General features: G+C 48.4%; 25 protein-coding genes. 22 read left to right on the top strand and 3 right to left on the bottom strand.

The annotated features are described in order from the left end of the window. The first annotated feature begins 53 nt into the window (after nucleotides 1-53). Together B9N86_RS25330 and B9N86_RS25325 are read left to right on the top strand one after the other, a co-directional pair. On the top strand, nucleotides 54-779 hold the full coding sequence (locus B9N86_RS25330; RefSeq protein WP_208915851.1) for an ABC transporter ATP-binding protein: 726 nt from the start codon (nucleotides 54-56) through the stop codon (nucleotides 777-779). Nucleotides 780-795: 16 nt separating this feature from the next. After that, entirely contained in the window at nucleotides 796-2067 is a 1272-nt protein-coding gene (locus B9N86_RS25325) for an ABC transporter permease (RefSeq protein WP_208915850.1), read from the top strand. A gap of 98 nt (nucleotides 2068-2165) precedes the next feature. On the opposite strand, the gene B9N86_RS25320 is transcribed toward B9N86_RS25325, so the two are convergent. Beyond that, the gene (locus tag B9N86_RS25320) at nucleotides 2166-3443 is read right to left on the bottom strand and encodes a BaiN/RdsA family NAD(P)/FAD-dependent oxidoreductase (RefSeq protein ID WP_208915849.1); all 1278 of its coding nucleotides are present in this window, start codon (nucleotides 3441-3443) and stop codon (nucleotides 2166-2168) included. A gap of 395 nt (nucleotides 3444-3838) precedes the next feature. Here B9N86_RS25320 and B9N86_RS25315 point away from each other — a divergent pair, with 395 nt between their 5' ends. The 19 genes from B9N86_RS25315 to B9N86_RS25225 all read left to right on the top strand — a co-directional run bounded on the left by B9N86_RS25315 (nucleotide 3839) and on the right by B9N86_RS25225 (nucleotide 21532). Next, the gene (locus tag B9N86_RS25315; protein WP_208915848.1) at nucleotides 3839-5527 is read left to right on the top strand and encodes a two-component system sensor histidine kinase NtrB; all 1689 of its coding nucleotides are present in this window, start codon (nucleotides 3839-3841) and stop codon (nucleotides 5525-5527) included. 309 nt (nucleotides 5528-5836) lie between these two features. After that, on the top strand, nucleotides 5837-6271 hold the full coding sequence (locus B9N86_RS25310; protein WP_208915847.1) for a BrxA/BrxB family bacilliredoxin: 435 nt from the start codon (nucleotides 5837-5839) through the stop codon (nucleotides 6269-6271). Nucleotides 6272-6371: 100 nt separating this feature from the next. Beyond that, nucleotides 6372-7181, top strand: coding sequence for an ammonia-dependent NAD(+) synthetase (gene nadE, locus B9N86_RS25305; protein ID WP_208915846.1), 810 nt, complete (start codon nucleotides 6372-6374; stop codon nucleotides 7179-7181). A gap of 138 nt (nucleotides 7182-7319) precedes the next feature. After that, on the top strand, nucleotides 7320-7511 hold the full coding sequence (locus B9N86_RS25300; RefSeq protein WP_208915845.1) for a helix-turn-helix transcriptional regulator: 192 nt from the start codon (nucleotides 7320-7322) through the stop codon (nucleotides 7509-7511). Between the two features lie 41 nt (nucleotides 7512-7552). Then, nucleotides 7553-7963 carry a hypothetical protein gene (locus tag B9N86_RS25295; RefSeq protein WP_208915844.1) on the top strand — a complete coding sequence of 137 codons (411 nt, stop codon included), beginning with the start codon at nucleotides 7553-7555 and terminating at the stop codon, nucleotides 7961-7963. A 185-nt stretch (nucleotides 7964-8148) separates the two neighbouring features. Beyond that, on the top strand, nucleotides 8149-8550 hold the full coding sequence (gene acpS, locus B9N86_RS25290) for a holo-ACP synthase (protein WP_208915843.1): 402 nt from the start codon (nucleotides 8149-8151) through the stop codon (nucleotides 8548-8550). A gap of 26 nt (nucleotides 8551-8576) precedes the next feature. Further along, nucleotides 8577-9773, top strand: a complete 1197-nt coding sequence (mutY, locus tag B9N86_RS25285; protein WP_208915842.1) for an A/G-specific adenine glycosylase — start codon at nucleotides 8577-8579, stop codon at nucleotides 9771-9773. Nucleotides 9774-9885: 112 nt separating this feature from the next. Further along, nucleotides 9886-11118 carry an MFS transporter gene (locus tag B9N86_RS25280; RefSeq protein WP_208915841.1) on the top strand — a complete coding sequence of 411 codons (1233 nt, stop codon included), beginning with the start codon at nucleotides 9886-9888 and terminating at the stop codon, nucleotides 11116-11118. 212 nt (nucleotides 11119-11330) lie between these two features. Further along, nucleotides 11331-11861 (top strand): DUF2249 domain-containing protein, encoded by a 531-nt coding sequence (locus B9N86_RS25275; protein WP_208915840.1) that lies wholly within the window; start codon nucleotides 11331-11333, stop codon nucleotides 11859-11861. Between the two features lie 13 nt (nucleotides 11862-11874). Continuing rightward, entirely contained in the window at nucleotides 11875-13104 is a 1230-nt protein-coding gene (locus B9N86_RS25270; protein WP_208915839.1) for a hypothetical protein, read from the top strand. Nucleotides 13105-13151: 47 nt separating this feature from the next. After that, on the top strand, nucleotides 13152-13469 hold the full coding sequence (locus B9N86_RS25265; RefSeq protein WP_244562844.1) for a metal-sulfur cluster assembly factor: 318 nt from the start codon (nucleotides 13152-13154) through the stop codon (nucleotides 13467-13469). A 26-nt stretch (nucleotides 13470-13495) separates the two neighbouring features. Continuing rightward, nucleotides 13496-14467, top strand: coding sequence for a multicopper oxidase domain-containing protein (locus B9N86_RS25260; protein WP_208915838.1), 972 nt, complete (start codon nucleotides 13496-13498; stop codon nucleotides 14465-14467). Nucleotides 14468-14759: 292 nt separating this feature from the next. Further along, a complete protein-coding gene (locus B9N86_RS25255; protein WP_208915837.1) occupies nucleotides 14760-15794 on the top strand; it encodes a LacI family DNA-binding transcriptional regulator in 1035 nt (344 codons plus the stop codon). A 93-nt stretch (nucleotides 15795-15887) separates the two neighbouring features. After that, nucleotides 15888-16538 carry a histidine phosphatase family protein gene (locus tag B9N86_RS25250; RefSeq protein ID WP_208915836.1) on the top strand — a complete coding sequence of 217 codons (651 nt, stop codon included), beginning with the start codon at nucleotides 15888-15890 and terminating at the stop codon, nucleotides 16536-16538. A 29-nt stretch (nucleotides 16539-16567) separates the two neighbouring features. Continuing rightward, on the top strand, nucleotides 16568-17191 hold the full coding sequence (locus B9N86_RS25245) for a histidine phosphatase family protein (protein ID WP_208915835.1): 624 nt from the start codon (nucleotides 16568-16570) through the stop codon (nucleotides 17189-17191). Nucleotides 17192-17224: 33 nt separating this feature from the next. Then, nucleotides 17225-18511: an extracellular solute-binding protein gene (locus B9N86_RS25240; RefSeq protein WP_208915834.1), complete on the top strand. Its 1287-nt coding sequence runs from the start codon at nucleotides 17225-17227 to the stop codon at nucleotides 18509-18511. Nucleotides 18512-18598: 87 nt separating this feature from the next. Beyond that, nucleotides 18599-19900 (top strand): carbohydrate ABC transporter permease, encoded by a 1302-nt coding sequence (locus tag B9N86_RS25235; RefSeq protein WP_280174958.1) that lies wholly within the window; start codon nucleotides 18599-18601, stop codon nucleotides 19898-19900. Continuing rightward, nucleotides 19900-20742 carry a sugar ABC transporter permease gene (locus B9N86_RS25230; protein ID WP_208915833.1) on the top strand — a complete coding sequence of 281 codons (843 nt, stop codon included), beginning with the start codon at nucleotides 19900-19902 and terminating at the stop codon, nucleotides 20740-20742. The genes B9N86_RS25235 and B9N86_RS25230 overlap by 1 nt, the downstream gene beginning before the upstream one ends. Nucleotides 20743-20824: 82 nt before the next feature. Beyond that, complete coding sequence (locus tag B9N86_RS25225; protein ID WP_208915832.1) at nucleotides 20825-21532, top strand: MgtC/SapB family protein; 708 nt, start codon at nucleotides 20825-20827, stop codon at nucleotides 21530-21532. 70 nt (nucleotides 21533-21602) lie between these two features. Here B9N86_RS25225 and B9N86_RS25220 read toward each other — a convergent pair whose 3' ends face one another. Continuing rightward, nucleotides 21603-22649: a LacI family DNA-binding transcriptional regulator gene (locus tag B9N86_RS25220; RefSeq protein ID WP_208915831.1), complete on the bottom strand. Its 1047-nt coding sequence runs from the start codon at nucleotides 22647-22649 to the stop codon at nucleotides 21603-21605. 380 nt (nucleotides 22650-23029) lie between these two features. After that, nucleotides 23030-23638, bottom strand: coding sequence for a superoxide dismutase (locus B9N86_RS25215; RefSeq protein WP_208915830.1), 609 nt, complete (start codon nucleotides 23636-23638; stop codon nucleotides 23030-23032). A gap of 339 nt (nucleotides 23639-23977) precedes the next feature. Here B9N86_RS25215 and B9N86_RS25210 point away from each other — a divergent pair, with 339 nt between their 5' ends. Then, entirely contained in the window at nucleotides 23978-26542 is a 2565-nt protein-coding gene (locus B9N86_RS25210; protein ID WP_208915829.1) for a hypothetical protein, read from the top strand. Nucleotides 26543-26567 lie beyond the last annotated feature (25 nt).

The raw sequence follows: 26567 nt of genomic DNA, 5'->3' as shown, positions 1-26567 counted from the left end.
ATACTTTGTTTATGAAACCATAAATTAACAAGATATGAGCAGGAGAGAAGTAGATGATGGAATTCGACAAACAGCACCGGCCGCCGGTGCTGGAGATAGATATTGAGGAAGCTGGTTATGAACCGGGCCGTCCGCGGATTCATGATGTGCATTTTCAAGTGTCTGCAGGAGAGCTGCTTGGCTTGATCGGACCGAATGGAGCAGGAAAAAGTACAACCATTAAGACGGTCATGGGCTTGCTCAAAGATGCTAAGGCTGCAGTGAAGATTGCGGGTGATCCTCCAAGATACGCATATGTGCCTGAACAACCGGTTTTTTATGAAGATCTGACGCTCTGGGAGCATCTTGACCTTGCTGCGGCAGCCTTTGGGCTGGAGGAGGAGCGTTTCGAGGAACAGGCAAATCGTCTGTTACAGCAGTTCGGTATGGATCATGTCCGTGACGGGCTGCCTGGTGGATTTTCCAAAGGGATGAAGCAAAAAATGATGCTGATGATCGGGTTTATGGCTCAGCCGGATATTTATATTGTAGATGAGCCTTTTATCGGCCTTGATCCCCGGGCGACCAAAGACTTTCTGGAGCTACTAAACCAAGAGAGACAGCGGGGAGCAGGTATTCTGATGTCGACCCATGTATTGGATACTGCAGAGAAAATTTGTGATTCCTTTGTTCTTATCTCAGGAGGCCGAGTCACTTCTCAGGGAAGCTTGGATGATATACGTAGTTCCGCCGGATTGCCGGAGGGATCGTTGTTCGACTGCTTCGATGCCCTGACATGAGGGGAGGAGCATGGAAATGAAAGAGAAAGTGGAAATTCAACGGAAGCCACGTATTCTCCATCCGGGGCAGCTTTTTAGACGAAGAGTGCTTAGCCACTGGAAACATCAGATTTCGGTTATGAAATCGGTGGCAGATTGGACTGTCATGCTGTACATATTGATTCCAGGTCTGCTCCTCGGCGGTGGACTTTATATGGAGCTTTGGACCTCACCACTTCCGGCGTGGGTGGAATGGATTCCTCAGCAGGCTGCTGCGGCTGCTCTACTGTTTATGTTCTCGGGCAATGTTCTGCTGTTTGTTGAGGAAGGTGACATGCTGTTTCTAAGACAGCAGCCCCGCTGGATGAAAGGGCTTATGCTAAGGGGAATGGTTTACAGCATAACGGTAACCACCTTAAAAGGTTTGCTGTTCCTGCTTATTGCGCTGCCATTTTTGTACCGGGGATTTCAGCTCGATTCCTGGACTTTGATTGCATGGGGACTGTTAGCCGCCGGAACCGCTTGGTGTACCAATTTAATGGTTCAGCGAATCCGGGTACGTTTTCTAGGCTTCAAAAAATGGTTATTCTCCAATTTCATGAGATGGTTATCCTATGCCTTCTACCTGACTATATTTACGCTTCTGCCGGGTATGCCGGCATCCGCTGCTGTAACAGGACTGCTCTTGATGGCAGTGGCTGTGCTCCTTATGCGGCTTCGTCTTTCCATGCAGGGAAGCTTTACTGCTGATACGAGGGAAGACGCCCGCATCCGGTTGTGGCTTACGGACATAGTGCTCGTCCAAGCGGTGGGCAAGCCTCCCCGGATACGCAGTAAGGCATGGCTATTCCGTAGATCCCGCCGGATTTACCGGTCCAGTGCTCCGGAAAAGCGGTTTGCTGGTGCAGGTGTCAAAGCCTTTCTCAGGAATCCGGAAAATCTGCTGCTCTATGTCCAATTCTCTGTTGTTGCCATACCGGCTGTTCTTTTTCCGCCTATTGTTATCAAACTGATTATGTACGGAGCTCTGATGCTTCTTGTATCTTATCTGCTGCGTATCAAATGGACCGCTTTTGCGGAAGCAGAGTTCTCATTGGTTCTTCCATTCAGCGGCACACAGCAGATGTCTGCTGGTACTCTGGCAGTCCGTACATTAATGCTCATTCCGGCATTGATCATCTCGCTAGCTTTCAGTTTCTCGATATGGCCGAGCTGGATTGGTCTACTGTCGGCGGTTCCACTGACTCTGATATCTTCTTTTTCTGTTCCTATACTATTTTCTCTGCCATCACTGAAGCGGAAATATTAAACAAGTAAATTGTACGGATTGATTCCGGTTAAATGAACAAGACGCGCCTACTTCCGCTTGTGCGGACGTAAGGCGCGTCTTTGTTTTAGAGATAAGAGTCAGTTGCGAAGCATGGCTGCCGTCTCTGCGGCATGTTTGCCTGCCGTGTAACCGGTCGAGAAAGCGGCAGTAATATTGTATCCGCCTGTGTAACCATGTATATCCATCACTTCACCACAAAAGAAGAGGCCTGGCATAAGTTTTGATTCCATCGTTTTAGGCTGAATCTCTTTAAGGCTCACACCACCTCCGGTTACGAACGCTTCTTTCAACGAACGGGTGCCGCAGGCACGGAAGAGAAATTTCTTCAGGACGGCAGCGAACGCAGAGACAGACGTTTTGGACAAGCCGCTGCAGACCGTATTTCCGTCAATTGCGGCTTTGGAGAGCAGAAGAGGAATCATACGTTCCGGGATCCATCCTTTTATGGCATTTTTAACAGCTTTTTTAGGTTCTTGTTCCAGTCGTTCTTTAAAAGCCGACTCTACTTCACTGAGAGCAAGGTCCGGAAAAAGGTCGATGGCCAGATCGACATTGACGGTATCAAATTTACGCTGAACTTGCCGGATAAACTGGCTGCACCGCAGTGCGATGGGTCCTGAAACACCGAAGTGTGTAAACAGCATATCTCCCCTGTGAGCAATGACTCGTTTGCCTTTAGGGTTCCAGACGGACAGCTCCACATCCCGCAGTGACAGTCCTTGAAGCTCTTTTGAAGCGATCCATGTCTCGGTGGATACAATCGGCACTTCTGTCGGATACAGCTCTGTTATCGTATGTCCCGCTGTAGTGGCCCAGGGATAACCGTCGCCTGTGGAGCCAGTCTGGGGGACGGATTGTCCTCCTGTAGCAATGATAATGCAGGGTGATTTATAAATTTTCCCCGATTTTAGTTCTACTCCGGCAGTCTGCCCGTCCCCATATAAGACCCGCTCGACAGGGCTGTTTGTCTTGATTTCAGTGCCGAGCTCCTTTACCTTGCCGACCAGAGCGTTGACCACGCTTGATGCCTTGTCCGAGACGGGGAACATTCGGCCGTTGTCTTCTTCCTTCAATGGAATCCCAAGTCCTTCAAAAAAGGACATAATATCACGGTTGTTCCAGTGCTGAAACGCACTATATAAAAATCGGCCGTTTCCCGGGATATGGGCAATCAGCTCATCGGTTTCCTTAGCATTGGTGACATTGCAGCGTCCGCCCCCAGAAATGCCTAACTTGCGTCCGAGCTTGTCTCCTTTATCAATCAGCAGGACGGATGCACCCCGTTCGGCAGCGGCTACACAAGCCATAAGTCCAGAGGGGCCTCCCCCTACAACAATAACATCGTAATGTGACATATTTTTTCATAGCTCCTTTGGGGGTGATTCACTAATAGAGGTTGTTCAAAAAATCATCTTTTGATCACGAAGTGAATCAGGAAGCGAAATCGACGTCGAATCTTGAATTCAGCCGGGCCTTCCGGTGCTCACGTAGGTTCTCCCTACGCTCCGCTCCTCAGTCCCTAGCTTCATCCAACCTTCTCGGTGCTGAAAATCTGACTTTTTGAAGCTCGCACTAATACATAACGTCTATTATAAACATTTTTCACGCATATCCCAAACCCATAAGTTTAGGGCTGAAGTCATTAATATCCTTTTATTTCCACATAAATTTACAAGTATTGTAATCTGATGTCGCCTGTGATTTAATCAACAATATCAGAGGCACTGATCAATTGGGGTGATGATGCGTTGTGTTGATTGCATTGAAGGACATTTTGCTGCAGATCATGCTGTCCGGCTTGTTTACCTTTCAGATTCCACTGCTATTTAGTAAACATCTCAAGCCGCATGGTAAGGATGATAGACTGCAATACCGAAATCTTGTTGTGATAACCTGTGCTATCAGTATTTTGCTTTGTTTCGGTCTGTCCGCAACTTATAAAGGTATGATTCCGATCAACCTGAGTATTCTGCCGCTGTTTGTAGGTATTCTATATGGCAGCAGAACGGCCGGCTTACTATTATCACTTCTTAATATTGGTTGTCACGAACTTATTTACGGATTTTCCATTTCTGGAATGGTTCTGCATACAGGCCTTCCTGTGTATCCTCTTTTGTTCTTATTTTCTTCCCGATTTAAACGAAGTAACGTAATGGAGAAAATAGGATGTTTATGGACAGGACTAATACCTGCCCTGATTGTCATCGTAGCTTCCCCCATTTTAGAAGATGGGATCAGTAACACCTCATACAATTCAGAAACAATCCTAATGACTCTCTTATATGTTTTTCTCAGTATTTTTAATGGAGCACTTCTTATTTATTTTATTGAATTAATGTATAACCGACTATTCATAAATCTCCCGGAAGAGTTTGACCCTTTGCTGCAGCAATTAATAGACATGGTGCCTTTGGGAATGGCTGTTGTGGACAGGAAAGGGAATATCGCCATGCTGAACGAGCAGCTGGTTATTAATTACAAGCAGACTTATCCTCATGTTAATGGTGATAATATTATCGGTCGGGCTTTTTATGGGATGTTTGAAGGCACCACGCAGCAAGATTATTTGAAACGCAGAATCGTTCAAGCCCTTCAAGGATTTCGTTCTAGTGGAGAGGTTGTACGCAATGGTATGAATATATACTCAACAGGAGTCTTTCCGCTTTTTAATGAAGGAACACAGCAAATCGAAGGTGCAGTAGCGATCATACATGATATTACTGAACTGGAGAGGCTTAAGAGTGAGTTCATAAATATTGAACGGCTTAGCTTGGTCGGACAAATGGCTGCCAGCATTACACACGAAATTCGAAATCCTATGGCCGTGGTAAGAGGCTTTCTTCAATTGATGAAAGAGAAGAGTCCGGATACGTTAGATCATTATTACCGGATCGTGATGGAGGAGCTGGACCGTGCCAATGGAATTATTAGTGATTTCTTATCTTTGGCTCAGAATCGGATTGCTGAAAAGGAAGAATGTCATCTCCATGATATCATCCATGAACTGAGTCCTCTGTTGTGGGCGGATGCCAACCTTCGGGGACAGAGCATTGATCTGAGGCTGGGCAGCTATATTCCGAGCCTTCATCTTAACTCTAAAGAGATGAAACAGCTGATCTTGAATCTATGCCGTAATGGCATGGAAGCTATGGATGATAAAGGAGTGCTGACCATCGAGACACGCTTGGCAGGGGAGACAGTGGAGATGCGTGTGAAAGATACGGGGCCCGGCATTCCCAAGGATAAGCTGGATCGTTTATTTGAGCCTTTCTTTACGACGAAAAGCAAGGGAACGGGTCTGGGTCTCGCTCTTTGCATGAGCATTGTGCAGCGTCATCATAGTACCATCTCCGTGCAATCAGAGGAGGGAGTAGGTACTATATTTACGGTCTCCTTTCCGATAGTCGAAACGGATAAAGAACCTTTACTAAAGCCATAATAAGGCGAGAATATCGGTAAAGGAGGTCATGGCATGAACAAGAATGATTCCAAACAGCAGGAACAACAGAAGCAAGAGAATAAGCACCGCAAGGGTGAAACGATTACAGACAAGAAGCTGGATGGCATTAATCATCCTTCAACTTAAGACGCTAAGCGATCAAATAAGTAGGATAGGGCGGAATCCTTTCACGAGGTACCGCCCTATTTTCTGCTTATCTTGCTTTCATCCATCGGGATTGTATAATATAGAATAGCGGAAAGCTGTTATTATATTTGACAACTTGTTTATATAAGGAGTGAAAGTAGCATGGGTATGTCTTTTGACCGGTATATGCGTGATATGGTTCAACCGATGCGGGATGAACTGACGGAACTGGGTATCCGGGAATTGAAAACACCGGAAGAGGTAGAGGAAGTATTGCCAACGGCGAAGGGTACGACCCTTGTTGTTGTTAACTCGGTCTGCGGATGTGCTGCAGGTCAAGCGCGTCCGGGTGTAGCCCACGCACTCCAGCACGAAGTGAAGCCGGATCATCTGTGTACGGTTTTTGCCGGCCAAGATAAGGAAGCAACAGCGAAAGCACGTGAGTATTTCGCTCCATATCCGCCTTCTTCACCTTCAATTGCTTTATTGAAGGATGGAGAACTGGTACATTTTATCGAGCGTCATCAGGTAGAGAATCGTTCTGCTGAAGAAATTGCAGCGGATCTCACGGATGCGTTTGATCGTTACTGCCGTTAATCGTCAGTGATCATTAGGCCCCGGAGCATTCGGCAATATCCGAAGCCTCGGGGCTTTTCTGGTTCATCCGCTGTTGTTCATTATGAAAGGAGTTCTGGACATGAGCTTACAAGAACAAATCATTGCCGAATTAGGTGTGAAATCTTCCATTAATGCGGAGCAGGAAGTAAGGAAACGGGTCGACTTTTTGAAATCATACGTAAAAGATTCCGGAGCATCCGGATTACTGATTGCCATCAGCGGTGGGTTGGATAGCGCTGTCGCAACCGGGCTGTGTAAGCGGGCCACGGATGAGCTTACAGAAGAACTGGGCAAGGAGTACAAAACCCTTGGCGTATTTCAACCATACGGGACACAAGCAGATATTGAGCACAGCTATGAAACGGCTAAAGCGTTTGACCTTAAATATACGGTGGAAACAAACATCGAGGATACGGTGAACGAGGTTGCGCTTGAGGTGGAGCACGGATTGAAAAATATAGGGGTTCACCAGCATATTAGCATTCCCGGCAAGGGGAATGTGAAGGCTAGAATTCGGATGGTTGTACAATATGCGTTGTCGTTTGAGCAAAATTTGCTCGTTGTCGGTACCGATCATGCCTCGGAAGCAATCACAGGATTCTATACCAAGTGGGGAGACGGTGCTGTTGATATTACGCCGCTTAGCACGCTGAACAAGCGCCAAGTGAAGCAGCTCGGCTCTTATTTGGGTGTACCGCAGTCAGTGCTGGATAAAGCACCGACAGCAGGCCTGTGGGAAGGACAGACCGACGAGAAAGAACTGGGTATTAGCTATGAGGATAATAGTGATTACCTTGAGGGCAAGGAAATCGCTCCTGAAGCTCGCGAGAAATTGGAGAGCTTTTTCCGTAGAACAGCACATAAACGAAACGCCATTCCGGGAATCTAATACAGATTCCAGACCGAGGCCCCGGGAGATATTCTTCCGGGGTTATTTGTGCTTATAAAGATGTAAAATACTTTTGACATTTTGGAAGTTATTATGCTATGATCGGAATGTAAAAACTTTTTGACATTGGAGTCTGCCATGGAAAACCGAATTCACGAATTGCGTAAACAAATCCGAATGTCGCAAGAAGAACTGGCAAAGGCTTGCGGAGTATCACGTCAGACGATTAATGCCATTGAAAATAACAAGTATGACCCAAGCCTGCAGCTTGCCTTTCAGTTGTCCAAAACGCTTGGTATTACCGTTGACGATCTGTTTCGGCCTGATTAAAGGTCAGGCAGCGGATATGTTCTGAAGACAGGGGGATGTATATGGGCAAAAGCAAAAAAAAGGTCTCAACCAAAGGATGGATCGCGATTAGTTTTGGTGTAACGTCTCTGATTGTTATCGGCTTTACACTCTGGAAATGGCTGAGCGGTCAAGAAGTCGGGTTTAACGAGTGGAGCAGCATCGCCATTGTACTTTCCGCTTTTTTGGGTGCCATGACCTGGGGGTCGAAGGGAGATCCTGAGCACATTTCACCGGAAGAAGAACTTGGGCGGCATATCTCTTCGCAGAGCTTCAAGGCCTCATACTTTATTTTGCTTGCCTTGGCCCTGATCGTACTTGTTATTGAAAAGATAGCATACGCTCGTGATAACATCGGAGTCATTGCTGTGCTGTTACTGGGTATTATTGTTCTGCCGGCAACAGAGTATGTCGTTTCGCGAAAGTTCCGATAAACCTGTTTGATGTATAAGGGGAAGACTGCCGTCCAAGTAGTCTTCCCTTTTGATTGAAATGCAGTTTGCTTATTGTATTATATTGACAAATATAGTTGAGGCTCTCGCGTAGATAACAGGTGGCTGTTACAATAGGAAAGTATGTATTAATTAAGACCGGATTTTAAAGGGAAGGAGCGATAACGGTGATTTATGGAATCGGACATGATGTGCTAGAAATGAGGCGTGTTGCTCTGTTGATGGAAGGCCCCCACGGTCAAAAGTTTATGGAACGTGTCCTGACAAGGGCAGAACGCACTTTAGCTGAGAACAAGGGTGGAAGCCGCACGGAATTTGTTGCCGGACGATTTGCAGCAAAGGAGGCCGTAAGCAAGGCTTTTGGCTGTGGAATTGGGAGTGTGATCGGCTTTTGGGATATAGAGATACTGCCGGACAAGCAGGGAAAGCCGGTTGTCACGTTATCGGCTTCGGCATGGTCCCGGTTGGGAATTAGCGAACCGGACCATTATGCGCTGCATTTGACCATATCACATCAGACTGAGCTGGCGTCTGCTTTTTCGGTCGTCGAGAAGCTCCAGGATAAGTAAGGTTGCACAAAAGGAGATAACAACAGATGAATAACATAGAGCAACAACGATTTTTCAGTCGAGAGCTGCTGGACTGGTATGGGCGCAACAAAAGGGATTTGCCCTGGAGACGGCACCGTAATCCATACTACATTTGGATCTCGGAAATTATGCTGCAGCAGACTCGGGTGGATACGGTCATTCCTTATTTCAACCGGTTTATTGAAAGGTTCCCAACGGTAGAGTCGTTAGCTGATGCGCCGGAGGACGAAGTCCTTAAATGCTGGGAAGGATTAGGATACTATTCGAGGGCCCGCAATTTGCAGCATGCTGCCCGGCAGGTGAAAGAGCAGTATGGTGGAATCATGCCGAGCGGCAAGGAGGAAGTATTCGGGTTGAAGGGAGTAGGCCCGTATACAGCCGGAGCGATCCGGAGCATTGCCTTTAACATTCCGGCACCTGCAGTGGACGGTAATGTGATGAGAGTGCTGTCCCGATATTTTTTGATTGAAGAAGATATTATGAAGGGAAGCACCCGTTCACATATGGAGGATCTCGTCGTCCGTTTGATTCCGGAAGGCAGGGCATCTGATTTCAATCAAGGACTGATGGAGCTCGGAGCGCTTGTATGCACACCGAAATCTCCGAAATGTCTCACCTGCCCGGTGATGGAGCACTGTGCCGGTCGTATTGAAGGGAAAGAGGAGTCACTTCCGATCAAGACCAAAGCCAAACCTCCCCGCCCTGAGTATCGGGTGACAGCGATTGTTGAAGGCAAGGATGAGCATGCAGGGAAGGTATTCATTCGCAAGCGCCCGGCAACCGGTTTGCTGGCTGGGATGTGGGAGCTGCCTCATGTGTCCGTATCGCCGGAAGGAGGGGCAGCACTCGCTTCCCTGCCGGACGAAGCTGCTATGGACAGGCTTGCCGGAGAGCTAAAGGGCGAAGGTATCCCAATTACACCGATTGCTCATTTTATGAACGCCGAGCATACGTTCAGCCATATTCATTGGAACATGCGGGTATTCCGCTGTCAGTGGCGCGATATAGGGAACAACCATTTGTATGCTGCTGAAAGTGCAGCTTCCTATGAGGCGGACTTAACCCTGGCGGAAGCGGCTGAGGGAGAGTCCGGCAGAGACGTTCCATTTCGCTGGATTTCTCCGAATGACATGGAATTTTACGCTTTTCCGAATGTATTCCTTCGTATATTAAATCAATATTTTTCATCAGTACAGAATTAACACAGTTAGGAGAGGACATGGTAGGCAACAGGGGGGAATCCCCACAGTAATGCCATGTCCTTTAACATATACATAGCATTGTTACAGTTCAACATGGGGAGAAGTGGTACCTATGCATGGATGGAAAAACCCGCTGCTGTACATATTCGGAATTGGTGTGTCCAACCTGGGAAATTGGATTTACTTGGTGGCCATAAACCTGTTGGTATTAAGAATAACCGGCTCACCGGCCGCAGTGGCTGGCATGTTCATTATCAGGCCGATGGCTGTACTGCTCACAAACTCCTGGTCTGGCAGCATCATAGACCGGGTTAACAAGCGAAAATTAATGATAGCAGCTGATTGTATAAGGGGGCTACTCATTTTTGTTATCCCTTGGCTGGATTCGATATGGGCTATTTACAGCATTATGTTTTTAATCGGCATCACCGGTGCGTTTTTCGGTCCGACCTCCATGACGTACGTTACCAAACTGGTGCCACCGGAGAACCGCAAACAGTTTAATTCCTGGTTCAGCTTCACAACTTCGGGAGCCGCGCTTCTCGGACCGGCAATTTCCGGTCTGCTTATTATGTATATGGATATTCGTGTAAGTATTATCATCAATGCGATTTCGTTTTTCGTATGTGCGTTGGTGATCTACTTTCTGCCGGACGTGGACCAGGGGGATGATGCTGCGAAAATAAGTGATCGGATCAGCCTGCGAACGATTATTGGGGATTGGGCACGGGTTATTAGCTATGGGAAATCAGCTAAATATTTCATTCTCATTTATTTATTGTTCCAGTCGGTTATGATGATCAGTTTTGCGCTGGATTCCCAGGAGGCTACCTTTATCAAGCAGGTGATACATCTGGATGACCGGAATTATGGATTGCTGATCAGCGTGGCCGGCGCCGGATATTTAGCCGGCTCCACGGCTGCCGCACTGACCTCCCGGCGGATGTCGCTGCGGATGTTGATCAGTCTGGGGATTCTGTTCTCTAGCGTAGGATATGCAATGTTTTATTCTGCTTCCGGCTTTGTCATGGCGGCAATAGGATTTATCGTATTCGGTTTTTTCTCATCTTTCGCGAATACCGGCTACTCCACGTTTTTTCAAAATAGCGTGCCGGTAGAGATGATGGGCAGATTTAGCAGTACGGCGAGTCTTCTGGAAGGGATTGCCCAAATCCTGTTAACTCTCCTATTGGGCTTTGCGGCAGAGCTACTGTCGGTTCAGGCCGTATGCCTGATCGGAGCGCTCCTTGCGATTGTCATTTCCACATTCCTGTGCTTTTTGATCTATATTCCGTCAAAAATCTCTCATTACGAGACCAAAACATCAAGCGCGAACGTTACGTAAATTCTTAGCAATTCGAAGATGATCAGAGCCGCCGACACTTCGGTCATTACGCTTAACTGCGTAAATGACCGAAGTGTTTTTTTAGCCGAAAAAACATGAAAAATAAAATTAAATTTTAAACCATATCTATGTGACTCAAATCACAAGGCTTGAATTCATTCAAATCTACAATGAGGTTAGTAAATGATAAGCATTCTCATGGAGGGAACAGTATGGATAATCCGAGAACGATTGAATTGGACGTGCGCCCGCATTTAAAAAACAAAATTGAACCGTTGCAAATCATTATGGATACCGTAAAATCCTTGAATAAAAACGATACATTCGTGTTGCATGTTACTTTTAAACCGACACCGCTTCTGATGTTGATGAAGAGAAAAGGATACCGGCACACGGCCCAAAAAGTAGAAAAGGATCATTGGATTGCAACCTTTGTCCATAAGAGTTCAAATCTGGAGGAAGCAGGCGGAATTCAAGAAACGGCTTCGCAAATGGAGCATTCCGATCCGACCATAAACGGACAGGTAGAGGTTTACTTTTTGGATAACCGCGGTCTTGAGCCGCCGACACCGATGATACGGACGCTCAAGCAACTGGAGAAAGCGAAGCCTGGGGATACGGTTAAAATTCACAATGACCGTGTACCCATGTTCCTGATCGAAGAGCTGCAGTCGCTCGGATATGCTTATGAGATTGAGGAGCAGCCCGACGGGACGGCCGTGGTGACCATTCACAAAACGTGATGGGGTGAAATTTATGTTTCGATTGCCGTTTACATTTATAATTACGGGCATGATCAGTTTCGTGCTTTTTCATTTTCTTACATTCGCCGATTTTGCCGGATGGGTCCACAGCGAACCCAGATCCCCGGACGGGTGGTTTCATATTCACCTGCTCGTCCTGGGATGGGCAACCATGATGGCCATGGGGGCTGTCTATCAGCTGATCAACGTAGTTTTGCAGACAGAGCTGCACAGCAAAAGATTAGGCTATATCCATTACGGTCTGTTTGCGACAGGCACATTGGGGCTTCTTGCCGGATTTGATCATTTTAACGCCAAATGGATTGCGGCATTTGCAACTCTGGCTTTTGCCGGCATTCTTCTTTTTGCCTGGAATATAGGTGCTACGCTGTTAAAAGCGAAGCAATGGAACCCGATAACGATCAGCACGGCGTGCGCGATCATTTATTTATGCCTTGCCGCCTTAACCGGAATGCTGATGGGGATGGATTTTAAATTCAATTTCCTGGGCATCTACCACATGAAGCTGCTTGGGGCTCATATTTGGCTTGGCACCATAGGCTGGTTCGGCTTATTGGTTACGGGCTTCAGCTATAAATTGCTTCCTATGTTTTATTTGGCACACCAGTATCCGGTATCTTTGCAAAAGTGGGTGCTGGTCTTCTGGAATGCCGCTGTATGGCTGGGTTGTTACGGATTCTTAAGCAGCAAAGTCATCTTTAATGCGGCTGCTTTCATTGTCCTGATCGTCGCTTTGTCCCTGTACAATGTCCACATTGGGCAAATCATGAAACACAAGCATAAAAAATCAGCCGGTGCAGGCATTGAATGGACGGCATGGTCGGCCAGAATGCTGCTGGCACTTGTCATTATGGGGACGGCAGCCGTCCTGTATAACGCTGAGCTGGCTCATCAAACCTCGTTCATTGTGTTTATGCTCTGGTCCTATTTATATGGCTGGGTAGCGGTCACCATTATGGGATATCTTTCGAAAATCGTTCCTTTTCTCTGGTGGACCTACAAGTATGGACCCAAAGCGGGAAAAGCAAAGGTGCCGACCATGGCCCAGCTGCTGCCCGAAAGACCCGTCCATATCGGCTTGTCGTCAGTCGTGCTCTGCATGGGCGGATTATTGGCCGGTTTGGGCACAAACAATTCGGTTATGATCATGATTTCCGGCATGGCGCTCTCGGTTGCAGCTGTCATCTACATGATCCGGATCGGATATGTTTTCACGAGATAAGTTATTGGCACAGATAAAATTTAAACAAAAGATAAGGGGTGGTTTATATGCTAACGATATATAGCGATGCGGAGCGAATGGAGCGTATTGTGAACCGTTTGCGCGAGGTGTACGACCCTGAGCTGGGGATCAATATCGTTGATCTGGGTCTTGTTTATGAGGTTCGCGACGTTCAAGAGGAGGTTTACGTGGCTATGACCCTGACCACTCCCGGATGTCCCATGCATGACATGATCGTATCGGGTGTGAAAAGCGCGCTAAGTGACCTGCCTAATGTCGCAGACGTTCATGTTCAGGTCGTCTGGGAGCCGCAGTGGACTCCCGAAATGATGTCGGATGAAGCGAAAGCGGAATTGGGATATTAATCTTTTGAAAGAAAGGATGAACGGGCATGTTAACTTTCAAACGGGCGGCTGCCATTATCATCCTTCTATCGATGTGTTCTGCCGTTATATTGGCTTGGACCGAAGCGAAAATGGATAAAACAGCTGAGCTAGCCGATACGCCATTGAATCAGGCTCCGGTTGAGCCGGTTGTTCACCGGGAAGGAACCGATGTTTTTATTGAGATGACGGCGCAAGTAACCAACATTGAAATATCAAAAGGGGTTACCTATAACGCCTGGACATTTAACGGAACAGTTCCTGGTCCGGTACTGCGAGTAAAAGAGGGTGATACGATTCACTTCACACTTCGGAATCTCGATCCGGATACGCCGCATTCCATGGATTTTCACGCTGTGCATGCATCCCCGTCGGAAAAGTTTATCGACATTCACCCGGGTGAGGAGGGCACGTTTGAATATAAGGCCAGCACCCCCGGCGTATTTATGTACCACTGTGGGACGAAGCCGGTTCTGCTTCATATCGCCAACGGAATGTATGGGATGATCATTGTCGAACCCAAGGACGGTTATCCGACGGACTCGGAGATCGACCGGGAATATACGATTGTGCAGAGCGAGTTTTATTCAGGTGACGTATATAACAGCTCCCTGCATGAGGAGCCTGCCTATGTTGTTTTTAACGGTAATGACTATGGGCTTAAGGAACATCCGTTTCTCGCAAAGACCGGGGACAAGGTAAGGTTATACATCAATAATGCGGGACCGAACCAGGTGAGCTCTTTTCACATCGTTGGCACTGTGATGGACCGAGTATACTTGGACGGCAATCCTCAAAATGTTTTATACGGCATGCAAACGGTTATGCTGCCGGCAAGCGGCGGAGCGGTGGTTGAGTTTACGGTTAAGGAGGAGGGTGACTATCCCATAGTTAGCCATCAGTTTAAAGACGCACAGAAAGGAGCCCTTGCCATCCTTCGGGTAACCAAAGACGGGAAGGATTCAAGAAAGACGGAATAAACCAATTGAGAAGAATGCAGATATTCACCCAGTTCGATATGAAACGATGAAATCACCTCACTGTCATTTTGCACAGGAGGTGATTTTGTTTCATTATAAATGAAACAATGAAACAAAATTGTGATTGTTTCATAAAAATAACAAGTAAAAACCTTTGTTTTTCATGGAATAAAAGAATTTAAGCCAAAAACGACATTTTATCTTTTCAAACCGAGAGAAGTATGGTTTAATATGAATGAATCGTGTTTCATTTGTTTCAATTAATGTTTCACGAGGTATCAGGGGGGATTTCGTGGCCAACATCAAGGATGTAGCAAAATTGGCTGGCGTATCTCCAGCAACCGTATCAAGAGTGTTATCGAATAAAGGCAATACCTCGGAAGATGTCCGTGCAAGAGTTCAGATGGCGATTCGGAAGACGAACTATGTTCGCACCGGAGGCGCCAAGCCTCTCATCGCCAGCAACAGGACCATTTGCTTGACCATCGCCCGAAACTCGACGCATATCTTCGGTAACCCGTTCTTCGACAGCGTGCTGTACGGGGTATCGAGCGCTGTTGAGCAGCATGGCATGGACTTGCAGCTGGCGGTGTTCCACAACGTCGATCAGCAGATCGAGAAATGCTTGCAGCTGTACAAGCAAAACAAGGTCGATGGGTTTATCTTGACCGGGATTTTGTCGGCTGACAAGGATCGGCTACTGCGAACCTTTCATGAAGAGCATATTCCGTTCGTCATTATCGGCCGCACGTTCCGCCATGACGTATTCTCCGTCCATAACGATAATATGCGGGACGGATATATGGCCGCTCGGCATCTGATTGACACCGGATTCCGGAATCTCGTTGTATTGACGCAGGACACGCAGTTGGATGTTTTCGCGGCGAGAATATCCGGTTATAGCCAAGCAGTACAGCAAGGCGGACTGGACGCGAGCCCCAAGCGTATCGTGCAGGCGGGACCGGAAGAAGAGGATATCATGGATGCGCTGCAGCGCCTGCTTGATGAAGGCGTCGTCGTTGACAGCGTCATCACGATGGACAGCGTCATGTCGCTTAGCGTTTTGAAGTTCTGTCAGCTGAAGGGTCTGCGCGTTCCGGAAGAAGTGGGGATAATCGGATTCAATGACGCCCCTTATCTGGTCAAGGTATCCCCGACATTAAGCTGTGTGGAGATGAATGGGGCCAACCTGGGGGCGGAAGCGTTTCATTTGCTGAACGAGATCATGAATGAACCGCAGACGATGAGTCTCAAAAAAAACGTGACGCTTCCATCTAAGCTAATGATTCGTCAATCGACCGCAAGAACTTCCTTGCAGGTCAGATAGAGGCACTCAGGCACAGATCTGCGGGAATGCGATAGGCCCGCAGATCGGATTGCATGTGGTTTCAAAGATTACAGAGCAAGCGAAGGAGCAATTATGGAGCTATATCTAGTACGGCATGGACAATCAGTCGGCAATACGCAGCCGGACCGGGATATGCCGGATTCGCCGCTGACCGAGCAGGGCCACGCTCAAGCTGCTCGCGTGGCGATCTATTTGAGGGAGCGTGGCATCCGCGCCATCTATGCCAGCCCGTTGATTCGGGCGATGCAGTCGGCGCAGCCGCTGGCAAGACTGCTCGGTTTGCCGATTCATGTGATGAAAGCGTTGTATGAAGTGAGGGAAGGCAGCCGGTTTATCGGTCTTTCCCAGCAGTCATTATTGGAGAGCGTCCCGGAAGCTATATTCGAGGACACGATAGAGACGGATGGATGGGAATGCCCGGGGGGAGATCGCCCCGAGACTGTCGGGCGGCGCGCGCAGGAAGCGCTGCGGCAGCTCCGGGCGTGCGGAGAGCAGCGGATTGCGGTATTCTGTCACGGCAATTTTAATGAATATCTTCTCCGCGAAACGCTCGGCATTCCATCAGCCGCACATATCCGTTTTCCTCAGGAAAATACGGGGGTAAACCATATCGTTTTTGGCGAGGAAGAGACCGAACTGCTGAAGTTGAACGATACGGGGCATCTGCGGATCGGGGAGTACGAACGGGCAGGCTTGGCTGCCGGCAGCTTTCGGAGCGGATAAATCTAACAACACAGAGGAGAACATGATCTATGCACTTATATGTCATTCGCCATGCACAATCGACGATGAATATTGGACAAGGAGGCGGGCCGAACTGCAGTTTGTCGGAAGTGGGACGATGGCAGGCGGAGCAGATCCCTTCGTTTTTTAAAGATATCAAACTGGATGTGATATTTTGCAGCCCGCTGCGCAGAGTCATTCAGACGGCGACACCTTTTGCCAAGGACCAGGGTCTAGGGATTGTGCTAATTCCTGAAATGTCCGAGATTTTCAATGAGGAATGGAAAGACTACCGGGATTACGATTGGGAAGCCTGCTCGCAGATTGTGGAGGAATTCCCGCATACGAAATTCGTGGAATATCAGGATATGCAGCAAAAATGGTGGCCGACCTGGCCGGAGAATCATGCGATCGTCCGCAAACGCGTCCAGAAATTTATTGATGCGAAGCTGTCCGCTTATTACGGAACTGACGCGCATATTGCAGTATTCGGACATGGTCAGTCGACCTCGGATTTGAAGCAAATCGTCAATCCCGGGGACGTTCATCCCGTATATAATGCGGCGATTGTGCACTATGTTCTCGGTTCGCAAGGCCAATGTGAGCGTGTAACGTTGCATAAAGACCATCTTGGTCCGCACGTATACGAATAGATTTCAATCATAGACTCAAGGGGGAACTTAAGTATGGCAAAGAAAATGTTATTGCTGCTGCTCTCATTAACCGTCGTTTTGTCGCTTGCGGCCTGCGGGCCGAAGCGTGATGCGGAACAGGCCAAACCGGATACGGCCCAGCAACAAGAAGGGGAGATGCCGCCGAAGCCGGACCGTCTGAAAATATGGGGTCCTGAAAATGAGCCTGAATTAAATTCAATGCGGGCCATTACGAAAAAATTTACCGAGAAGACGGGCATTAACGTGGAAGTCATTCCGTTCAACCCGCGCGAACAAGCGAAAGCGTTCTCACTTGATGGACCGGCCGATCGCGGGCCTGATCTGTGGAGCGCCACCCATAATTCCATGGGCCGCAACGTGCTGCAAGGGCTGGCCGAGCCGTTCCAGATCAGTGAAGAGCAGATTAGCGAGTATTCGCCTGAGGCGATCCAGGCTGTAACGATTGACGGCAAAATATATAACCTGCCAATGGTCATCGAGACGACAGCCTTGTTCTACAACAAGGAGCTTATGCCAAAGGCGCCGGAAACATGGGAAGAACTGGAGAAATTCGCTTTGGAGTTCACCGATGTATCGAAGGATGAATATGGATTATTGTTCGATGCGACGAATTTCTATTACGCCAACATGTTCCTGCAGGGTAATGGCGGTTATATTTTCGGATATGACAAAGATACAGGCTATAACGTGGACGATATCGGCTTGAATAATGAAGGCGCTGTCAAAGGCGCAAATCTGATCAAATCATGGTTCGAAAAGGGGCTTATTCCGGAATCGATTAATGGTGATGTGATCGACGGCTTGTTCAAAGAAGGAAAGGTTGGTGCCGTCGTCTCGGTGCCATCATCGATCAAAAACTATGAATCGGCGCTTGGAGATAAGCTGGGTGCTATCCCGCTGCCGAAGCTTGCCAACGGCCAACGCCCGCCTTCCTTCCTGGGTGTCAAAGGACTGGTGCTGTCCCCATTCTCTAAACATAAGGAATGGGCGACCGAGTTAGCTCTGTTCATTACCAATGACGAGAACGGCGCGAGCCATTTCGAAACGGCCGGAGAAATTCCAGCGCGTCCTGGGATTTTAGAAAGCGATCTCATTACGAAGCACCCTTACTTCTCGGCTGTGGCCGAGCAGTCCAAATTCGCTACACCAACACCGAATAATCCGGAAATCTCCCAGACATGGGAGCCGATGAAAAATGCGCTCGTGTTCCTGGCGAAAGGTCAGGATACCAAAGAGGTGCTGGATGAAGCAGTCGTTCAAATCAAAGAGCAAATCGCGATCAACAACGCCAATAAATAAGGAATGATGATCGGATTGGGGTGCGGGTTTCGCACCCCAATCCAATTGACGTTGCATTGCGGATGTCAAAGAGGAGGCTTGATTAGATTGGGAGAACCGCAGACACGAACCGACAAGCCGAAAACCAGTTCGCATAATGCCAAGTTGGCGATGCTGCTGTCCGGTATCCCGGGGCTCGGGCAACTGTATAACCGGAGATATATAAAGGGTTCATTATTTTTTGTATTATTTTTATCCTTCTTTTTCGTGTTCGCTGATTTTTTGAACATCGGGTATTGGGGGCTTTGGACGCTGGGCACGTTGCAAGGGGTGGACGACTCACGTTCCTTGCTCATTCAAGGCATTATTTCGATCATATTGACCATTTTCTTTGTTATTTTCTACTGGATTAACTTGACCGATGCGCGCAACGATGCCCTTAAAATCCGCGAAGGCTGGAAGGTAACGACGCTTCGCGAAGGCTATAGGCAGGCATGGGATAAAGGGGTTCCTTATCTATTCGTCGGGCCCGGCATCTTCATGGTTACGTTCGTGCTTATTTTGCCGCTATTGTTCATGGTTTCCTTGGCATTCACGAATTACAACATTTATAATTCGCCACCCCGTCATTTGCTGGATTGGGTAGGATTTGAAAATTTCAAAAATATTTTTTCCATTCCGATTTGGCGCAATACGTTCTTCTCCGTGCTGTCGTGGACGCTCGTATGGACGTTTGTCGCGTCGACGCTGCAGATTGCGCTCGCCTTGTTTTTGGCGGTGATCGTGAACGACAAACGCGTCAAATTCAAAAAATTCATTCGGACGATGCTCATTCTGCCATGGGCCGTTCCTTCATTCGTATCCATTCTCGTGTTTGCCGCGATGTTCAATGATCAATTCGGCGCGGTGAACCGGCAAATATTGGGCCCGTTAGGCTTGTCCATTCCGTGGATGTCCGATCCGCTATGGACGAAGGTAGCCATTATTATTATTCAAGTATGGCTGGGCTTCAGCTTTGTGTTCGCCTTGTTCACGGGGGTGCTCCAAAGTATATCAGGCGACTGGTACGAGGCGGCGGAGGTTGACGGAGCGAGCAAGTGGCAAAGATTCCGCTTCATTACGCTTCCACATGTCCTGTTCGCGACAGCTCCGCTGCTCATTATGCAATATACGGGCAATTTCAATAACTTCAACTTGATTTACTTGTTCAACCAAGGCGGTCCGCCGGTGCGCGGCCAGACGGCAGGGTCGACGGATATCGTCATTTCATGGGTGTACAAGCTTACCTTTGAAACGTTGAACTACAACATGGCGGCCGTCATTTCCATTATTCTGGGTCTGATTGTGGCAACCGTAGCCTTTTTCCAATTCAGGAGAACCCGATCTTTCAAGGAAGGGGGCAACATCTAATGAGTACGAGATGGAAATCGAGATTAGAGCTCACCGGCATTTACGCGTTCATTTTGTTCATGTTCATCGTGATTGCGTATCCGCTGGTATGGGCCATGGGCGTCTCGCTAAATCCGGGGACCAGTTTATACAGTGCAAAAATAATTCCGGAGAACTGGTCGACGGAGCATTACTCCTGGTTGTTCTCCAGTCCGGACAGTCAATATGCGCTGTGGTACAAAAATACGCTGATTGTCGCCAGCTGGAAGACGGTGCTGTCGCTTATTGTCACGACGTTCCTGGCGTATGCGTTCTCGCGTTATAACTTCAGAGGGCGCAAGAACGGTCTGTACGCGCTTCTGCTGATCAAGATGTTCCCTGTATTAATGGGGATGGTCGCGATTTATATTTTGCTCAACCTCTTAGGACTGCTGGATACGCTGGCTGGCTTGATTCTGGTCTACGTCGGATCCTCCATTCCAATGCACGCGTTTTTGATCAAAGGCTATTTCGACACGATCCCGCGGGATTTGGACGAGTCGGCCAAGATTGACGGAGCGGGCCATTTCCGGATTTTCTTCCAGATTATTTTGCCGCTGGCGAAGCCGATTCTGGCCGTGGTTGCCTTGTTCAATTTTATGACGCCGTTCATGGACTTCCTGCTGCCGCGGATCGTCATTCGAAGCTCGGAGAACTATACACTCGCCGTCGGCTTGTTCAACCTGGTCAATCAGGAATTCAGCAACAATTTCACTCGGTTCGCAGCGGGATCGATGCTTATTGCCATTCCGATTGCCGTGGTGTTCCTGTTCCTGCAGCGTTTCCTTATTTCCGGGCTGACTGCGGGGGCAACGAAAACATAGGGAAGCGAGCTAGAGATAGAACCTGCGGGAGTTTTTATGTGCAAATTAGATTAGAACAGTAGTGACGAGAGGGGGAGATACGGTGACAAGCCCTTGGACGTTGGACACGGCAAGTATATGTCTGCGATTGCTTCTTGCGCTTGTGCTTGGAGGCATTATCGGCTTCGAGCGGGAGATGAATCAGCATGCTGCCGGATTCCGCACCAATATTTTGGTATGCATCGGCTCTTCGCTTATTATGCTGCTGTCCATTTATGGCTTCAACGCCTTCGTCGATGAGCCGAATGTTCGGATCGATCCGGCCCGTCTGGCGGCACAGGTCATCAGCGGCATTGGCTTCCTCGGCGCGGGGACGATTATTCGAACAGGCATGTCCGTCAAAGGACTGACTACGGCCGCTACGCTCTGGGTAATGGCCGCGATAGGACTCGCGGTAGGCGCAGGATTTTATCTCCCGGCCATTTTAACCTGCGGGCTCGTGTTCCTCTCCTTGCAGGTGCTGAACAAAATCGAGCTTCGTTATCTGGTAGCAAATAAGGCGCTGTTGGTAGAAGTCACCTGTTCCGGAGGCCCAGATACGCTGGGCATGATTTCGAAGCAACTGATTGCGGAGCGGGTAGAGATCCGGAACATGAACGTGGCCGATGCGGAGTCGCCGGAACCGATGGAAGAGGCAGCTCTGCCACTGCAGATGATGATCACAATTGTAATGCCGAAAAAAAAGCTGATGAGCGATCTGGTTGAGCTCTTGAAGGCGATACCAGGCGTGACTGCTGTAAAAATAGAGTAACGCTATGATGTGTAGGAATTGAATTGAAGTGGGAATGAGAGAGAGGGCGGAATATCCGCCCTCTCTTACTTCATGTATGGGATGAGGAATGTCTTGTCCGTTGTGTCGATTGGCGAACGATAAGCTCGGAAGGCAGCGTTACCGTCTTGTTCTTATTAATGCGCTCAGGATCGTCCATCAGCTCAATGAGCATCTCCAGCGCTTCTAGACCGAGATGCTCCCCTCGAATGGTCGTGCAGCTGATCGATGGGGAGATTTTGTTAAGAAAGGCGGCATCGTTGAAGCCGATGATGCCGACATCTTCCGGAACGCGCAAATCGCGCTCCCGGCAATACTTCAATACACCGAGCGCCAACACGCTGTCAGCAGCGATAATCGCGTCGAATGCTCTGCCTCCGGAGCTGTATTCGTCCAGAGCAGCAATCATGTCCGCTTCCTTCGAGCCGCACAAGACGACGTCGTCGTCTCCCGCCTCCAGACCGTTGCTGTGTAGCGCCTGCTTGTACCCTGCGATCCGGTCGCGCACGACATCGACGTCCAGACTCTCGGTCAGGAACACGATACGCCGGTACCCTTCGTCCAGCAAATGCTGGGCCGTGACATACCCATCCCGGAAATTATCGCTATGAATGCAAAAAACATTGTGCTGCAGACTGCGCCCGATCATGACGAATGGAATGGAATGCTGCTGCAGGCTTTGAATCAGCGAGCTTTTGTCCGCCGACATGACGCCGGATAAAATAAAGCCATTCACTCTTTTGTTCCGGTATAGCGCCAAGCATTTCTCGATTTGTTGATCGACAGAGCGAAAGGCGGAAATCTGCAATTCATATCCGTATTTTTGAGTAGCGTTGGATAAACCAAGGAGCACATTGGAATAGTACGGATTCCCAAAAATTTCGCTAGGTTCACGTGCGATTGTATAGCAGATGGTGCGGGATTCGGCGCCCGGAGCGTTCGGCTTCGCCTTTGGGTTGTGCACGTACCCGAGCTCCCGTATCGCTTTCTCTACTTTTTCATTCACTTCGGAGGATGTGTTTCCTTTACCCGTAAGAACCCGCGATACGGTCGCCGGCGATACACCCGCTGCACGTGCTATATCTCTTACCGTTGGCAAGTCCCCGCCTCCTTTTCTACGGAATCATAATAATCGCAACATGGGACAATAAAAAGCCGCCGTATGAGTAGGTCGATACGAGCAGCTTGTTGATGCAATGAGTTTATATCACGGTAACGGAATAACTTAGCTGCGAAGCACTCTATCGATAATCAAAATGGCCCTTTAAACACGATATGCATGCATTGCGAAGGACAAGAATCGTATCTTTATCATATCTGATTTCCAGTTAAAAATCAAAGATGGTCAAACTTTTATTCCAACTTTTTGGTGCCGCTATCCGGCTTGATGCGACTTGGCTTATATTTCTCGCAAAAAAACGCTATCGTCCATAGTGAAGAACGATAGCGTTTCAACTTGTATGTGGTTTTTAGCGGCAATTACTTCGCGTTGTCGTAGCGTTTGCCAACTTCTTCCCAGTTTACAACATTCCAGAAAGCGGAGATGTAATCTGGGCGTTTGTTTTGATATTTCAGGTAGTAAGCATGCTCCCAAACGTCCAATCCAAGGAGAGGAGTTTGACCTTCCATGATCGGGCTGTCTTGGTTAGGAGTGCTGGTTACAGCCAGTTTGCCGTCTTTCAACACGAGCCATGCCCAACCGCTTCCGAAGCGGGTAGTAGCTGCTTTTGCGAAGTCTTCTTTGAACTTATCGAAGCCGCCAAGCTCGCTGTCGATCGCTTCAGCCAAAGCGCCGGTAGGATTGCCGCCGCCGTTTGGTCCGATAATTTCCCAGAAGAGGGAGTGGTTTGCATGACCGCCGCCGTTGTTGCGAACAGCAGTACGGATGCTCTCTGGAATAGCGTCAAGGTTGCTGATGAGTTCTTCCAGCGATTTGTTCGCAAATTCAGGAGCGTTCTCAAGCGCTGCATTCAAATTGGTAACATAGGTGTTATGGTGGCGGTCATGGTGAATCTCCATCGTCTGTGCGTCGATGTGAGGCTCGAGCGCGTTGTTTGCGTAAGGAAGCTGTGGTAATTGAAATGCCATAATGAAAATACCTCCTGTAAATATAGTTTTTTTTTGGTTATGATTAAAGGGCCTTCCTAGATCTGGAAGCCTTTATCACCCGGAGAAATACAATATGTAATTCGGCTACATACATATATTAAACCGTTCGGGGGGATTAAATCAACTTTTATGTTTGAAAAGTCGGAGGTGAACCCGTTTTTAACACAAAAACTTGTATAATGACATCTTTCGATACATATAACACGCAAACTTTGTGACGAAGTCTTTCGTTACATATATAACCGTAAACAAATCCATTAACCTGACCATGAAACTTGGAGAGTGGATATGGCGGATCTGAAGGGAGTATTTCTATAAATGAATACTAAAATGGTCAAAGTGACAGCCATTTTGCTAGGCGCGGTGCTTGCTGCCTCACCGCAAGCCGATGCGGCAGCCGGAAAGACTAACGTGCCGGTCTCAGCAAAGAAAACGTTAACTCCGATCGGGAACATAGGGCTCGGTAACAGTGTCTCTGCAGCTCTAGAGCATGCAGATGTCTGGCAGCAGAACGGCAGCCATGTGGCTGTGTTTACGCTGAATTATAAAAATAAGGGCAAAAGCACAGCACGGCTTGTTACTTATTTTCCTAGAGTGGTGCTGCCCGACGGTTCTGTAACCGCAGCAAATCCGATTACCCGCGACATCACTAAAAAAGGGGTCGGACCCGGCCAAAGTTTGAGCGTGACCTACTATGCCAAGATTAGTACAGGCTCCTTATCCGGCATGAAGGTGGCTATGGATGTATGGAATCCGAAAGTAAAAGGCTATCTGCAGCGTGTAGGAGCGTATAAATTGCCGACGAACTATTCACCCGCTGTGGCACCTGGGGCGAGCACTATGCTGAAGCTGGGCGGAACACCGATTACCGTTCAGACGGAATCCCTGCAAATCATTAAGTATAATGGCAAAGTAATGGCCAAGGTTGGAATGTATATTACAAATCGCGGCGGAATGGTATGGACAGACAGCAGTTACGACCCGTATTTGGTAACACGCAGCGGTACTTCTTTCCTTCTTCAGCCGGAAGCCGGAAAAGATGGATCACCTGTTCAGCCGAAAGAGAAGAAACTCGTTTATTACATAACTGAAATTCCTTCATATCTTAAAACAAAGGACTTACGCTTCTTGTGGACGGAAAACGATGAAACGCTAAAGCTGTCTCTGCCTACCGCATCATTCAAGCTGCCTGACGCAATAGCTCCCAATTGGGATATTGCGCCAGGATCTGTTAAAGCGCTGACACTCCAAGGAAATCGTGTCGATGCCAAGGTTCGTCACGCTACTATACGGGCATCCGGTGATCAGGCCTTATGGAATATCGAAATGACTTTCAAAAACAAAGGCAATAAACCGGTGGAGGTTCCTGCCTATGAGTTTGCGATTAAAGCTTCGGAAGGAACTTATCATCCTTACATTCCGGATGATAAAGCGGCGACGATAACGCTACGGCCTGCGGAGGAGAAAACGATTTCGATGGAAATTCCGCTCCCGCTCAATCTCAGGCAGGATCGGTTAAAACTGCAAATGATTGAACCGTCCGGTTCCGGTCTTCCGTCCAAATCGCCTGTAAATCCGGCTGAGCCTGGCAACACATCTGCAGCTCCCGATGCCTCGGGCAGAATGATCGTGCCGATTGCATACTTTGGCCTGTCTTATCAACCTGAACATAAAGCATCCATCGGTGTGGAATACGGCGCGCAGACGGCAAATGGTTTTGCGTATACACTGGAATCCATCCAACGCCTTCCTTGGGAGGATAAGGACCTCGTTGTCGCCAAGTTGCGTCTGCGCAATACTCAAGACTGGAACTCAACACTGCTGCCTGAACTGAAAGTGAATGTAAAAGCGGACGAAAAGACAGTTCTGGCTAGTTCCGAGGTTATTGCGGACGAGCAAGGTTCCTTGATTGCCCCCGGGGCATCGACCGAGGTGTATGTCTTGACACGGATTCCTTATACCCAAAATATTCGTTCACTCCGCTTTGAGTTGTTTACCCAAAAAGATACGGCAAAAGCACCTTTCCTTAACTTGACCACGTCAGGAACAACCATGCAGTCGATCAAGGTTTTGGATAAAGGGGAGCCTTATTCCATCGCGACACCAGGTAAACGTGCCGAAGCGCAAGAACGGCGGACGGTCATTTATGAGGGAGTGGACTCAGATATTATATACTCCGAGTTAACACTGACAAGCAGTGAGCAGCGCCGGATGCAGGCAGCGCGGCTGAAAGGGTATTTCCAAAGCACAGACGGAAAAATTTATGAAGCGGACACCGTACAGCCGGAAACCGCACTTCAACCTGGTGCCAAGCAGTCGGTCGTCTTTTGGGCAAGGGTGCCGAAGGGCGCCGCGAGCGATATAGGTCTTGCTGTGGGCACTGCGATGTCCGAAGGCAAGTTTGCGGAACCGGGCAAAGACATAACCGGTGTTCTGGGTGTGAAGAAGCTAATGCTCAATCCAGTGAGACCGGCTGTAAGCTCCTCACTGACCCAGTTAAATTGGTTTCCTTACAACGTCTCGGTTACTAAGGCGGTAGGCAATCTGCAGGAAGGCAGCTCTACAATCTCACTGAAGGTCACTTTTGACGTGAAACGCAGCGAGAACATAACCGCTGCCGATGCTGGTCACAAGTTGATTTTAATCATTAAAGACCATTTTGGGCAGACGCAGGAGCGTACGCTTACGCCGGGCACAGACATCCAGGTTCCGGGCACGCGGACAGCTTCATTTGAACTGACTGATGAGTTATATAAGAAGATCAGAGGCGGATGGGTTAACTTGACACTGGTGGATGAATTCCAGAACGAGCGAATTACGCTTGGCAGCCAAAGTTATAATTTGACGGTGCAGCTGAACGAGGATCCGTATGAAGACAGGTAAAATCAAGGACCAGAAAGGAAACGCG

This window comes from Paenibacillus uliginis N3/975 (assembly GCF_900177425.1).
Classification (GTDB): domain Bacteria; phylum Bacillota; class Bacilli; order Paenibacillales; family Paenibacillaceae; genus Paenibacillus_AQ; species Paenibacillus_AQ uliginis.
Note: the sequence above shows the minus strand (reverse complement) of the source record. Positions and strands in the feature narration are given on the sequence as shown.